This is a genomic window from Pontibacillus salicampi (assembly GCF_042434395.1).
Taxonomy (GTDB): domain Bacteria; phylum Bacillota; class Bacilli; order Bacillales; family BH030062; genus Pontibacillus; species Pontibacillus salicampi.
The window spans coordinates 370,729-385,225 of the sequence record NZ_JBHLTP010000013.1 but is presented as its reverse complement, the minus strand read 5'-3'; the positions used below and the strand labels follow the sequence as shown (position 1 = coordinate 385,225).

The window sequence follows — 14,497 nt, the reverse complement described above, 5'->3', positions numbered from 1 at the left end:
TCGCGGAGACCAGGGATTTTTTATTATGCTGCTTTTTCTTGATCGTATAAGCGGTCCACCATATGCTTCTTAAATCCAAATGCGTAGGTCAAGATGAATCCGCCGAGATAGGAGATAACTAGTCCGATGATATAAGAAAGGTATTTTCCATCTGCAATAAGTGGAATTAACGCAACACCGGAAGGTCCAACCGTTATGGCTCCCGTATTAGCAATAGCGAGGAACGCCCCGCCAAAGCCTGCTCCAAGACAAGCTGTCAAAAATGGTCGTCCGAGCGGAAGAGACACACCATAAATGAGCGGCTCACCGATACCTAGTATTCCAACAGGTAAAGCATTAATAATGGTTTTGCGTAGGCGTGTATCCTTTGTTTTCAAGTAGATCGCCACTGCTGCTCCTACTTGTCCACCTCCGGCCATGGCTAGAACAGGCAGCAAGGTCGTAAAGCCTACACTTTCTATCAACTCAAGGTGTACTGGTATTAATCCCTGGTGTAAGCCAAGAGTTACGAGCGGAAGGAAGGTTGCGGCTAGTACGAATCCTCCAACAATACCGCCAATTTCCAGCATGACATCGACTAGGAACCAGGTAATGCCCCCCATAATAAATCCTGCTATGGGCTGAATGATAGCTACGGTTATAAGTGCTCCGAGCAGAATTGTGATAAGCGGGGTTACGAGAAGGTCCAGACTATCATGAATTCTTCTGCGTACGAATAGCTCTATTTTGACAAAAATGTAGGCAGAAATAATAACGCCTAACAAGCCGCCTAAGCCGGTGCTTACATTCAGCTCTAGACCAAACAGCGGTAGGGTGCCGATATCGCTTAACACTGGTGCGTAAATAATCAAGCCTGCAATACCACCAAGGACGAGTGTTCCTCTAAATTCCCTGGCTGTGTTAACCCCAACGAAAATACCAAGACTGCCGAATAGCAATCCACCTACGCCCTTCAACAGCTGATACCATTCTGATTCCAATATGGCTGGGTCCAGTACCCCGGCTTCTGGGTTAGCTAGGTTCAGTATCAAGTTGGCGATACCGAGAATTAAGCCAGATGCTACAAAGCCTGGGATGAGAGGAATAAAGATGTTCCCTATGTGTCGGAGCGTTTGTTGTACTCTAGTGGTTTGTTTTGCTTTATAGGAAGCCTTTGTGTCGGTGGCGACATCAAATTCCTCCTGCTCGACCTCCCCACCAGATATTCCAGTCAAATCACCAAATTCGTAGGCCACTTTGGAAACCTTACCTGGTCCTAACACAATTTGTATCGTCTGGTCCTCCACGACTCCCATAACGTCCTCTAGCTGCTCTATTTCCTTTAAGCTAACCTTTGAATGATCCTTTACATTGACTCTCAGCCTCGTAATACAGTTAGCGAAGCTAGAAATATTCTCTTTCCCGCCTAAATGGTCCAATATATGTTGAGCAAGCTCTCGATTGTTCATGATTTTCCCCTACCTTTCTTATTTCATAATGGCATGGCGAACAAACCCATTAGCTTTTTCCAAGCTATCCTCTGCTTCCTGTTTCGTACACTGCTTTTCTAGCATGACGATAGCCACTTTCGGTTTATGATCTGCTTTTTCGAGATACGAGGCTGCTTTCTCCTTTGCTACGCCGGTCGCAAGTGAAATGATATTTTTCGCTCGCTCGACAAGCTTTTGATTGGTAAGCTGCACATCAACCATGAGATTTCCGTACACCTTTCCAATGCCAACCATCGCGCCTGTTGAAATCATATTTACTACTAGTTTTTGGGCAGTACCAGATTTTAGTCTGGTGGAGCCGGTTATTACCTCTGGCCCTACCATCACCTCAATCGCTACTTCAGCAAAGGCACTAATTTCAGCACCCTTATTACAGCTAATCGCTACGGTGTGTGCTCCTATTTGTTGAGCATAGGAAAGTCCGCCTTTTACATAAGGGGTGCGTCCACTCGCAGCAAGTCCAATTACGGTATCCTTATTGGAAAGCTCTATCTGCTTTAAATCCTCGACGACTGCTACACCATCATCCTCTGCTCCTTCCACGGCTTTCATGATGGCTCCTTCACCGCCTGCGATGAGGCCTTGAACCTGTTCAAATTGCGTACCAAACGTCGGTGGACATTCGACAGCATCTAAAATACCCAATCGTCCACTCGTACCTGCTCCAATATAAATCAAGCGTCCGCCGCTCTGAAACGACTCGACCACTCGCTGAACCGCTTGTTCTATATGATCGATTTCCTGCTCCACGGCTTTGGGCACCTTCTGGTCTTCTTCATTCATTACCCTTAGAAAATCCTTGGTGCTCATATCGTCCAGGTTCATTGTATTTTCGTTGCGTGTTTCTGTAGTGAGATGTTGGATCATGTCTTTCTTCCTCCCTTTTCTCCGCTCTGCTGAATCACTTCATGCGTCCTTCGTAAATGAAAAAGTGCATCGTCGTATTGTTCATGGGCGCACGCGGTATATAGAATATCAATAACATTCAGGGTGGCCATCCGAGACGTCATGGCTGCACTGCGAAAATCATCCTCCTTCGCAGCAACAAACAAAATGGCATCCGATAACGCACTCATAGGTGTGTCTGCATATTTCGTAATCGTAATTACCTTAGCTCCCTGACTTTTCGCGACTCGAATACACTCGAGAATTTGTGTGGTCTCCCCTGAATAGGAGATCGCTACCGCCACATCGTCAGGCCCTAAGTTTACAGCTGACACTCGCTGCATATGAAAATCACTATAGGCAGTGCACACCTTATTAATTCTCATAAACTTCTGCACTGCATCCGATGCTATTAAATAACTCGATCCTACCCCATATAAGTCGATTTTGTTCGCATCCATCAATAATTGATACGCTTTCTTTAATTCCTCCAAATCCAGCAGCTGCAGACTGTCCGTTAATGATTGTATGTTGTTCTTCGTTATGACGGACATAATATTTTCGAGAGAATCCCCCGGTTCCAGTGTTTCTTTTTCTAATTCATGCATGCTGATGATGGATAAATCTCCTGCTAATTTAAGCTTAAAGTCCTTAAAGCCCTCATAACCAATCCCTTTGCAATAGCGGAGAACTGCTGCTGGACTGGAATAGCAATTAGCAGCAAGCTGCTGTACTGACATTCCCACTACATCCTCAGGATGCTGTAAAATGTATTGAGCTACTACTTTCTCCGCAGGCTTTACAGTCGCCACTGATTCTCTTACACGATATAAAACTCCGTTCATATTAACACCTCAATTGAGTATGCAAATGCTTAAGCGCTTACACATAGTATACTGCTATTGAAATAAAAAATCGATATCTACTCAATTTTTGAAACAATATTTCAAATACAGAAACATTTTGCCTAAAAAAATGACCCTTATAAAAGGGCCATTTCCTACCTTCAACTATTATTTTACTTCCCAAAGGAAGATAAGAATTTCACACGATCCCCCATTGGCGGGATGTTCGGATCTACTAAATCTACTTCTAATATCATGGGACCATCTTGTTGCTGTAGAGCTTGCATTGCTTCCACATGTAAGTCATCCATGCTTTCCACTCGCATGCTCTTAATTCCAAGGGCATTTGCCATAGCGGCAATATCAACAGCATCCTGAGAAATACGCTCGTGTGCACGCTGATATTGCAGCGAGTGTCCGTGATACACCATACCAAGCCGTGCATTATTTAACACAACGAACAGAATAGGCATATTATATTCCTTTGCGGTCAACAATTCCATGCCGTGCATGAAGAAGCAGCCGTCGCCCGTAATACAGGTGACAGGACGGTTTGGTTCTGCAAGATAGGAGCCTATTGCACCACCAATTGCACTTCCCATAGCACCAAAGTGAACATTAATATCAAACGTATTCGGCTCATACACATCCATATGGTGTACAACGTAAGCCATAAACTCTCCAATATCAATGGTGTAGCGTGTTGATACAGGCAGCATTTCCTGTAACTTAAACAATACGTTTTGTGTATTGTACTCTTCCGTTCTAGTAGAGAAAGCCCGCTTCTCTTCGTAAGGTGTATGGGAGACTCCCATTGCTTTGAGCTGCTCAATAAGCATGGTAAGACCTGTTTTAATATGACTGTGCACGGGTAGGTCTACTGGATATTTACGATTAAATACGTCCTCATCAAAATCCATTTGAATGACGTAGCGATCCTTAGCAAGGTTATTATTATAGTTATTCGTAGCAGTTTCCCCAAGACTTGAGCCAATGACAAATAATGTTTTCCCGCTTCCTTCATTCATTAATTCCGAAGCATACTCATGACCTGCAAATCCGAAAATACCTGCCAGTAATGGATGGTTATCTGGTATGTATCCCTTTGCCTGTGGTGTAGTGATGACTTGCCAATTTAGCATTTCCGCAAGCTCCATTACTAGCTCTGAAGAACCTCTTATCCCTTGTCCAACAAAAAGATAGCCCGGTTCCTTATTAATGAGCTCTTTAGCCAGTTGTGTAATGGTTTCCTCAGGAGGGATGACATGCTCCCGCACAGGAAACTCAGGAATGGCCTTTTCTTCAACTTGCTCTAGCTGCACATCTATTGGCAGCGCCACATGTACAGGACCGGGAACACCGCTCAATGCAATTTCTACAGCTTTTACTACCTCATCCAGCAAGTCCTCTGCCTTTTGAACCGTTACACTGTACTTTGTTATCGGTTCATAAATAGGCTGAGCATCCAATTCCTGTGACGCATTTAATCCCATTGTTGGAACAGGGACAGAGCCAGTAAAGAATAACACTGGTAAATGCTCGCGCATAGCGTTCGCGGCACCAGAAACAAGATTCGTCCCCCCTGGACCGCTGCTGCCGATACATACACTGAGCTTATCAGCATATTTCGCATAGGAGCAAGCCATGTAAGAGGCAGCACCTTCATGCTTTGTAATAATTGGAGTAATTTCCGGCATTTCATACAACTCATCAAACACTGCGTTCACAGAACCAGCAGGAATACCAAAGATGTATTCTACCCCGCCTTGCTTCAAATAATCTAATACCGCCCGTGCTGCTTTCATATTTCCCATCTCCCTATACTTTAATAATATACATAACAACACGACCTGCCTCCTAATTGGAAACCGCCATGCTCTTATCACCAATTTAAAAGGACGTGCTGCTCTCTCTTTGTAGGTATTTCTTTTTGAATGTTGCAGCATCAATCGGCTTACTGAAGTAATAGCCCTGTAGATAATCACATTCCTTCGCCACTAGAAAATCCAGCTGCTCCTTTGTCTCTACTCCTTCAGCAATTACTCTAAGGTTTAGATTGTGAGCAAGCGTAATGATGGTGTGGGTAATCGCTTCGTTGTTTTCGTTCTCCATCACATCGTGTACAAAGGATTTATCAATCTTCAATGTACTGATTGGGAAGTTCTTTAAATACCCTAACGAGGAATAACCTGTTCCAAAATCATCAATCGAAATCTTAATACCGAGAGACTTCAAATCTCGCATTGTTTTAATGGTATCGTCTGTATTCTGGATAATAATATTCTCTGTTAACTCAAGCTCCAAGCATTCCGGATCAATACCTGTTTCCTCAAGGGTTTCTTTGACGATTGCCACTAAATTTCGCTGCTTGAACTGTCTGGCGGATAAATTTACCGAAACCGACAGACAAGCATACCCTTGCCGCTTCCATTCCATTATCTGTTGACAGGCTTGCCTGAGAACCCACTCGCCAATCGGAATGATCAAGCCTGTTTCTTCTGCAATGGGAATGAATTCTCCTGGAGAAATCATTCCCATTGTCGGATGCTCCCAGCGAATTAATGCCTCTACTCCAACCACTTCTTCCTGAACAGCATCCATCTGCGGCTGATAATAGATGTGGAATTCATCTTTACTTAACGCTTTATATAAGGCATTTTCAATTTTTACATTTTCGATACTGTGATCGTCCATGTCCTTCGTATAAAACTGATACTTGTTCCCTGCGAGCTCTTTTGACTTATACATCGCGGTGTCAGCATTTTTTATTAACACTTCCGGATCCTCGCTATCGTGAGGATACACACTAATACCAATACTTGTCGAGGTGAAGACCTCCATCCCATCCAAATCAAAAGGTCTCGAGAAAGAATCCAAAATCTGATCGGAAATCCACTCGATCTCCTCATGGTGTTGAATGTTAGGGAGGATGATGGTGAACTCATCACCACCCTGCCGCGACACAGTGTCCACTTTTCGAACACTATCCAGCAGCCGATCCCCTACTTGGGATAACAATAAATCGCCAAAGCTATGTCCAAACGTATCATTAATGTTCTTAAAACGGTCTAAATCCAGGAACAAGACAGCTAGCTGCTCATTGTGTAAAGCAGCGTTCTGAATAGCCTGGTGTAGTCTGTCTTTTAGCAAAACTCGGTTCGGTAAATTCGTAATACTATCATAATAAGCATGATATTTTACCTTCTCCTCCATTTGCTTCCGGAAGGTAATGTCCTTGAACGTTACCACGTAGCCCGATTCAGCATCCTCTCCTTTAATAGGAGAAATAATGTACTCTACAGGGAAGTCTGAGCCGTCCTTCCGATAAAACTTTTCGTCCGTACCATATTTCGTTAGCGCAATTTGTTGAACAGAAAAATAGGAGGAAGCAGACGATTGAGTAGGAATGCGGAAAAAGATACGCTTGTAGCTCTTCCCGATCAGCTCATCCTTATTTTCATACCCAAGCAAGCTGGCAGCTGCTGGATTACAAAACGTAATGATGCCATGGATGTCTAAGCCGAAAATTCCCTCCCCGGCAGAATTCAATATCATCTCATTTTCTCTGCTGAGGCGCTGTAATTTCTGTACAACCTCCCCTAGCTCCTGGTTTTTCTGCTGAAGCTCTGACGTTCGCTCTGCAATCACTTCCTCCTGCTTCTCCATGTAGAGCAGGTTATATAAAATAGAGGCAGTCGTATCCACAATCGACTGAGCTAGCTGCATATCTGACTCCTTATACACAAGGCCCGGTCTGTTCAAATTCACTACAGCAATCGTCCCAAGCACCGTTCCCATTACGCGAAGTGGCATCATATAAATACCTTTAATGCCAAATTGACGACAAGCAAAATGATTAGGTCGATTATCTTCAAAGACATCTTTAATAAAAACGGCACTCTTTGTTTGGATAACCTCCTGAAACACTTCGTCACTGCTATGATTTAAATTTACCTTCCGGTGAGTGCGCATCCACTCTTTCTCTGTCCAATTGCTTTTATCATTTAACATGGCAGGTTTAAATTTATGCTGAACTGTAGGGTCTAGCAAATGGGCTCCGATATCATGGTTATCCAAAACGCGTCCTACATAGTCGAAGCATTTATCCAGTACATCTTTAATGGAGGCAGACAATGATAGCTCTCTCGATACATCCAGCAGAAGCTGCTTCTCCGATAACAGCTTTTCCTTTCGAGTAATTGTCTCCGCATTGCGAATTGCAACAGCAGCCATGTTAACGTACGCTTCCACAGTTTGAATCTCTGTATCTGTCAGTTTCATCGTAATACCATAATCGAATAAAAAGACAAGTCCGTACATTTCCTCATCATACGAAATCGGTGTTACCAACAATGATTTAATCCCGAACGAATGAACGGCTTGCTGATCGGGACGGCGATCGTCATCGGTATTCTCTATATACACTGATTTTTGCGAATGAATGACTTCTTTCACAAGGGGATCGTTTTCTGGATCAACTATATGCATGTCCAGCGTCATATCATTAAGGACATCGGGCTTACCGACATATCCACGGAACGTACCGTCACCCTGTGGTAAGTAAATACCGACAGTATCACAGGTCACAATCTCCTCTGATATGGCTGTCACTACATGTTGAAGCACTTCACGAAGCTCTAATTTCGTGTTGATCATCTTGGTTAAGTTTGCAAGTCGTGAATATCTGGAGTGTTCTTTACACATACGTACTCCCCCCTTATAAATTCCCTATACTAACTATATCGGATACAGCTCACCTTGTTGTACTCTTTTCGACAAAAAACGAGTCAATTCCTACTTTCCTTGGAAAATTAATATTATCTTCACGTTCTATTTACATTCAGTATCATTATCTCTGTTCCATTCAACGGTTGAAATAGAGCACTAGCACTATTCTTACTCCCTGTGAGTGATAGGAAAAGAGGCTGATGGAAGTGGAGGTGCCGATAGAGGCTTCCTCCTTCATTTCTCGTTGATACACTAAAAAGAAACGCACTCCATTTTTCTATTCTCTAAACAAGCTCTCCCGCTTCCTAATAAACTATGTAAACCCATTCTTCATACAATAAGCACGGCTCTGTCCTCCCCTCCCTACTCTAGTAAAAATTAACAATAATAGGTACATATTATCATTATATAATGTAAGGAACAAACGAGTCATAGTAAGAAAAGCACAGAACACACCACCTTTCTGCTCTTTCAACATGCCTGAAATATATGGAGATAACTGTAATGCCCCATACAATTGCGAATATTGTACATGGATGCCTATGATCTATTTTTCTCTAAAACGCCTTTTATGCGGACTACATTTATTGGAAGAAAGGAATCGGCTAATAATCGCATAGGACCCATTTAACCCATCCCTGAAAAAGCTCGAATTCAACTCCTCCACTACCTCCATTCTATCGATCAATCTAACATCAGCATTGTAGTCGCCAGAGCCTTAAACATAAAAATCCTTTTACAATTTAACAATTTATTTACAAGTAATTCGATTATCCCCCAATAATTGGATTATTTTGTATAAAAGAGGTTGAAAAAGTCCTTTTTATACCTAACCCGGTTAAGTAATTGATACAAAATACCTCCCCTTTTGTTACTTAAAGCTGTGATAGATTAGTAGTTGCTCGAGCACATATTATATTTTCAGGGGGAGAAGAACATGAAGCGTAAAGGACTCATCACTTTAACATTAGCTTTATCTGTAGCGGCATTTCCGGCGTTCACGGGTGCGAGTGCCACTTCTATGGAAACAACAGTGGACTCACAGGGGAATGAGGTACATATTGATGGATTGCCTAAGGCAGCATCAAAGTCCAAAGAAAACTTTGATAAACCTGCAGTAGTCGAAAAGGAAACAAAAGCGAAGGTATTGAACGAAAACGGGAAGAAAATTGGTCACAAGAAGATTGATAAGACAGAAGGAAGCAACCGTAATGTAGTTCCTGGACAAGCAAAGAAGCATGCTTCTAACCAAAGCAGCCAAGAGCTTTGCCTATTGTTCTGTGACGACAATGACGATTCTGGTTCTGGTGGTAATGATGGTGGAAGCAATACTTCTGGAGAAGCAAAAACCGCGACGGTCCTCATTGCAGCAGATGAAGAGTATCGTGCAGCGCATAGCGATTGGCAAACCTACACAAAGAATATTATTGAGAATGCCGATAATGGCTTTACGCGTGACCATAATATTGATTTAGAAGTGAAGGTATTTGCAGAGTGGTCCTCACAAGGAAACAATGCAAATGAAATTCTACAAGATTTAGACCGAGACTGGAATGGAGAAGGCTATGATTTCGTAGTAGGCTTCACGAGGGATTCGAACTTCAATTCTGGCGGTATTGCATATGTGTATCCAAGTGCTCCTAATGGTAGTGCGGTTAGTGTAAACCTTGACCAAGGTGCGGAGAACACGTGGCACGCAGCTCAGCATGAAATCTCTCATAACTATGGACTAGGACACGATGCACAAGGAAGCGGGATTAAGTGCATCATGAACTATGACTATTCTTATCAGGTGGACTACTGGGGTACAGAGCACGATAATCAAATCGAAGCTCACCGCAACTGGTACGGTAACTAAATATAATCTATTGCAAAAGAGGCCCACATCCAATAAGGATGCGGGCCTTTCTGTATTTCTATTATTTATTAATGACTATTTCAATAGGATAAAGACGATGCCAAGCAAGCCTAAAAAACTCACACCTGCCGCGATAATGCCACCAGTGTAAGCCACCCAGCCGGACATGACAATCATAAATACAATACCTACCACACTCATGACAAGAGCGATGGTGTAATAGATTTTTAGTAGTAGGGAAGACATAGAGAATTTAGTTAAAGCTAATGTACTTAATAGGAAAATGACATTGAGAACCATTGCCATTGCGCGTCCAACTCCTTTATTAACATCCACTTCCATAGGCGTTCATGTCATAAACATCTATGTACCATTCTAAAAGAAAGAAGCAAAATTTTAAATCTGTTTCTTCTTCTATTTTATTCCAATTCATCAACATATAACTCTCTTTGGCCATAAATCCATTTATGAGCGAATTATTGAAATTATAGGCGAATTTTTACATTTATGGGCGGATTTCTTGATTTATGGGCGAATATTGAAATTTATGAGCTAATTTCAATTTTTATGAGCGCACCACCTTAATAAAGCTCCCTATCCTTGAATCGGAAAGGGAGCATTGTTTTGATTATTATGGGTGGAAGAATCTAAGAGAGGCAGATGCGATCTGCCTCTTCTTTCTATTAATAGTGCCAGAATCCAACTACGACAGATCGCACGAGCATGAAATAGTCGTAGCGGTCTACCATACCATCTCGGTTAAAATCGGCACGTTGGGCATCTTGCCAGTTAGAGCTGTCTTCATCTGCTCCGTAATATGGGACAAATGCTAGCAAATCTCTAAAGTTCATATATCCATCCTGGTTTACATCCATAGACAGCTTTCCAACACTCAGGCTGTTGGTTTGTGCCTCTACAACGTGCCCTTCTGGTGTCGATAGGGTCGCTTCCTCGAAGGAGAAGCTGTATTCGGAGTTCTTTAACTTATTTTTGGCACGGAATGTAATCTCGGCTATGGTCTTCTTGCCCTGTAACGGTTCCTCGCTCTGAAATAAGAAGCGTTTCTTATTCTTTCGGTCTGCTTTTATTTCATAATCAGAGGAGATTCCTGTTACTTTGAATGCTTTCTTATCATAAGACAGCGTAAAATCTCCAGCGTTTATATTTTCTAATTCCTCTAGCGTAACCCGGACGGTAAACTCATCCTTTGGCGCTACAATTGCTGGTCCTTCCAGAGTAGCGACTGGTGTAGCGGGCTCTTGTGGTTCTTCTTCTTTACTTACATCCAATTGCACAATGGCAGGATCATGATCACTCACGCGCCCTTGCTCTTCGGTAAAGTCTGCGTTCAGGTGAACTATGTCAAAAGTAGAAACATCCTGGAGATGCTTACTAACCAGAATATGATCAAGCGTCTGGGAATTCCCCTGGTAGTTATACGTGTAGCGCTCTTCCTTTGGAAGATCCTCTACTTTATTAGCAAGAATGTCCCCTTCTAATGTGTTAATGGGCTCAGAGAATTCAAAATCGTTCAAGTCCCCTAGCACAACGACATTAGCATTGTCATCATGATTCATAATATCGCTCACAAATCCATGGACGACCTTAGCCTGCTCGATACGCTGCTCTTCACTCTTTAATTGGGCAGGCTGATTTCCACCGAACGGTGCTTCGTCTCCTCCTTTGGAGTTAAAATGATTGGCGATAACAATCACTTTTTCTCCGTTGAAGGAAAACTCTCCTGCCAATGGTTTACGAGAATCTTCAAACGCTTGGTTCGTTGGGTCAATACGGCCAGGATTCATACTTAAGCCGCCATCTTCCTCAACACGTACCGCTGTTGTGGCATCTCCTTTTGGCTTGTCTACGAAATCCACTCGCTCTGGATTATAGATAAAGCCAACCCGAATATTTCCGTTCGGCTGACCTCCGTCCTTGTTGTTCTGTGGAGCGATATCGGTGTATTCGTAAGTAGGTCCGCCTTTTTCCTCAATAGCTTTAATAAGCGCTTTATAGTTCTCGCTAGCGTCCGTTGTTCCTTCTGATGGACCATTATTATCCTGTACCTCTACTAATCCGACAATATCCGGGGCGTTAAGTCGATTGGTAATGGAATCCGCAATTTGGTCTGTCTTTTCCGGATCCTCCTCGTCTGAGGCAAAGTAATTTTCCATGTTGTAGGTTGCGACAGTCAGTTCTTCATCTTTTGTTGTAATAGTAGTCGTTTCTCTGTCAAAAGCGCCAGAAGTAATTGAAGGAACTTGTTTGGTGACGAGCTTGAAATTACTGAACTCATAGGCCATAACACCTGAGACCGGCTCGTTAAACGTATCGCCTACCTTGAGCGCAGGCATTTCCTTACTATAGTCATCAATAATAATACGTTCGGGGTTCAGGTCCCCTTCCTGAATTTTAATTCCATTTGCCGGTGTACGAATGTTATCACCAGGGTTTGGCACCGTAACTGCCGTTTCATCATAATTCGTATATTGCGCACGAGGCATTACAACTGTTGCTTCTGGTGCGGCGATGCGCATGCCCTCTAGACTTTCGTAAAAATCAATAGCATCCTCCGCAGGGTCGAATTGTTCGAATTGATCATTGTCGATTATGTCAGTTGGAATAGCGCGCCCCTGTGAACCAAGCATGGTCATAGCCGGTAAGCTGTTGCCGCTGGAGTTCACTGATACAGTTGTGTTAATTAAGCGGGTGACACTCAAATCATCAGAGAAGTCGAAGTATAAGAAGTTTTCCTGTACTTTTTCTTCTACTTTACCGGCTACCGTTACCTCATCTCCTACTGATACGTCCTTCGAGCTTTTCACAAAAATACCCTCTGATGTTTTCACATCTTCATCGTATTCCGCTTCTCGCTCTTGAAGATAGAAGCCATCCTTTGCAAGCTGGGTGACGATTCCGTCTAGATTACTAACCTCTTGCCCATCATATGGAGAGGTATGAGCAGCTGCTTGAATATCATGAATGTTCAGGCTATCTAATGATGGCAGAGCTTGGTAAGTAAAGCTGTACACATCACTTGCTTCCCCATCCTTTACAAAGATAGCTTTAATAGTCGTATCCTCCGTAATAGGTATAGGTTCTTTGTATAGCATACTTTCTTCAGTTGGCTGGGACCCGTCTACTGTATAATAGATATCCCCATCCTCATAGGCCGTTAACTCGACTGGAGAGCCTTCCGGAATGCCTCCCTGCTCAGGATTCGCATACACAGCATCTGCCGAACCGATTGATACAAATTCAAAGTCTCCTTCCCCACGAGGCTTCAATTGATACGTATCGTTAAATACAGAGCTGATGCCTGAAATATTCAGTTCCATTCCTTCTTTATAAGAGAAGTCGTTGTACGATAGGCCTGTTCGATTATCCACACGGACAAGTACACGTTCCCCGTCTTTTTCAGCTTGCAGTTCAAAGGTTCCATATTCATTTACGCTTTGAATATCCTGAATAGTGGCTCCTTTCAGTTGAACTAATTCACCTTGATTATCTTCGTTAATGCCAGCAGGTGTTACTTCACTGGGAGAAGGAAGCTCAGTCTGTCCCTGATTGTTGAGCTGTTGAACACTGACTAATTCTACCTCACCGTTATATGTCTTAGTAGTCCCGGTAATTTGAATGCGGTCGCCCTTGGAGATATCATCGGAACCATATTGGCTTTGATACACTAACATCCCCGCTGTATCATCCTGCATGTAAAAGGCTTTACTGCCCCAGGAACCAAGGTTTGTGGTGACAACACCTTCAATCGTTACTTCTGTTCCCTCTTGTGACTTTCTAGCCTCTTGAATGGTAACAGGATTATCTGGATCAGGGTCTGGCTCTTCCGCGTCTCCATTCCCTTCACCCTGGTGCATACCAAGATTAGAAAAATCATCCTTGCTGCTGGAATTCCATTCTTTTGTTGCATCAAACGCATCCTGGGGGTTCGTATCTCCTTCCACGATGGATGACTGCCGGAGTAGGGTTACATCCTTACCCCATTCCACTTGGTCCCCCACTGTGCCAAAGGAGTCGACAACAGTTCCTTCCTTTTTCAAGATGTAAGCATCGTCTCCGTTATGGTTGATCGTACCACTTTGAACATCTGTTTTGTCCAAAATACCTTGCTCCGCACGATCATTTGACAAAACGAATGTCTGCTTCGCTTCTAACGTACCTTGGAGCTGCTCCGTACTGGTCGGCTCTGTATTACCATTAGAATACAGCTCAATGGTGTACGATGATAAGTCTACGTCTTGTCCTGTCCCGTTATACAGCTCTAACGCCTTGTTATAGCCACTGCCTTCTACATATTCTGATAAAATGATGTCGCTTGTTGCTGCTGAAGTATGTATAGACGTCCACGGTGCAACCATACTCCCTATTAGCATGAATGCCGTAACCAAACTAATTACCCTTGCAAATCGCTTTCTTGCCACGTTTCCATTCCTCCCTAAATGTTTAGTCCCTTTTTTCGTAAGACAGAAAACCGCACTCTTTAGCAAAATCATTCTTTATTTTGCAAATTTTTGCTAAACTCGCATCTTTATAATAATGATAAATACCTGTAAAGAAAATGGTCTAATGGACCGATACTAGGAAGGAAGTACATAAGAGAAATATATTTACATTTTATAAATATATTGGGTGGAAACCGCTTCCTATCAGCTATAAAACATTTTGGATCCCCT

At 42.9% G+C, this 14,497-nt stretch carries 8 protein-coding genes; 1 reads left to right on the top strand and 7 read right to left on the bottom strand.

From position 1 onward, the window contains the following. Positions 1 to 23: 23 nt before the first annotated feature. From ACFFGV_RS17365 to ACFFGV_RS17345, 5 genes are all read right to left on the bottom strand, one after another. A complete protein-coding gene (locus ACFFGV_RS17365; protein WP_377350564.1) occupies positions 24 to 1,448 on the bottom strand; it encodes a PTS transporter subunit EIIC in 1,425 nt (474 codons plus the stop codon). An 18-nt stretch (positions 1,449 to 1,466) separates the two neighbouring features. Beyond that, entirely contained in the window at positions 1,467 to 2,357 is an 891-nt protein-coding gene (gene murQ / locus ACFFGV_RS17360; protein WP_377350561.1) for an N-acetylmuramic acid 6-phosphate etherase, read from the bottom strand. Further along, positions 2,354 to 3,220 carry a MurR/RpiR family transcriptional regulator gene (locus tag ACFFGV_RS17355; RefSeq protein WP_377350559.1) on the bottom strand — a complete coding sequence of 289 codons (867 nt, stop codon included), beginning with the start codon at positions 3,218 to 3,220 and terminating at the stop codon, positions 2,354 to 2,356. Before ACFFGV_RS17355 ends, murQ begins: the two co-directional genes overlap by 4 nt. A 173-nt stretch (positions 3,221 to 3,393) precedes the next feature. Further along, positions 3,394 to 5,025 carry a thiamine pyrophosphate-binding protein gene (locus ACFFGV_RS17350; protein WP_377350556.1) on the bottom strand — a complete coding sequence of 544 codons (1,632 nt, stop codon included), beginning with the start codon at positions 5,023 to 5,025 and terminating at the stop codon, positions 3,394 to 3,396. Positions 5,026 to 5,110: 85 nt separating this feature from the next. Continuing rightward, on the bottom strand, positions 5,111 to 7,924 hold the full coding sequence (locus ACFFGV_RS17345; protein WP_377350554.1) for a bifunctional diguanylate cyclase/phosphodiesterase: 2,814 nt from the start codon (positions 7,922 to 7,924) through the stop codon (positions 5,111 to 5,113). Positions 7,925 to 8,885: 961 nt separating this feature from the next. Here ACFFGV_RS17345 and ACFFGV_RS17340 point away from each other — a divergent pair. After that, on the top strand, positions 8,886 to 9,806 hold the full coding sequence (locus ACFFGV_RS17340; protein ID WP_377350551.1) for a zinc-dependent metalloprotease: 921 nt from the start codon (positions 8,886 to 8,888) through the stop codon (positions 9,804 to 9,806). 75 nt (positions 9,807 to 9,881) lie between these two features. Here the strand turns inward: ACFFGV_RS17340 and ACFFGV_RS17335 are convergent, their stop codons facing one another. Both ACFFGV_RS17335 and ACFFGV_RS17330 read right to left on the bottom strand, forming a co-directional pair. Next, the gene (locus ACFFGV_RS17335; RefSeq protein WP_377350549.1) at positions 9,882 to 10,112 is read right to left on the bottom strand and encodes a hypothetical protein; all 231 of its coding nucleotides are present in this window, start codon (positions 10,110 to 10,112) and stop codon (positions 9,882 to 9,884) included. Positions 10,113 to 10,489: 377 nt separating this feature from the next. Further along, positions 10,490 to 14,245, bottom strand: coding sequence for a DUF8508 domain-containing protein (locus tag ACFFGV_RS17330; protein WP_377350547.1), 3,756 nt, complete (start codon positions 14,243 to 14,245; stop codon positions 10,490 to 10,492). Positions 14,246 to 14,497 lie beyond the last annotated feature (252 nt).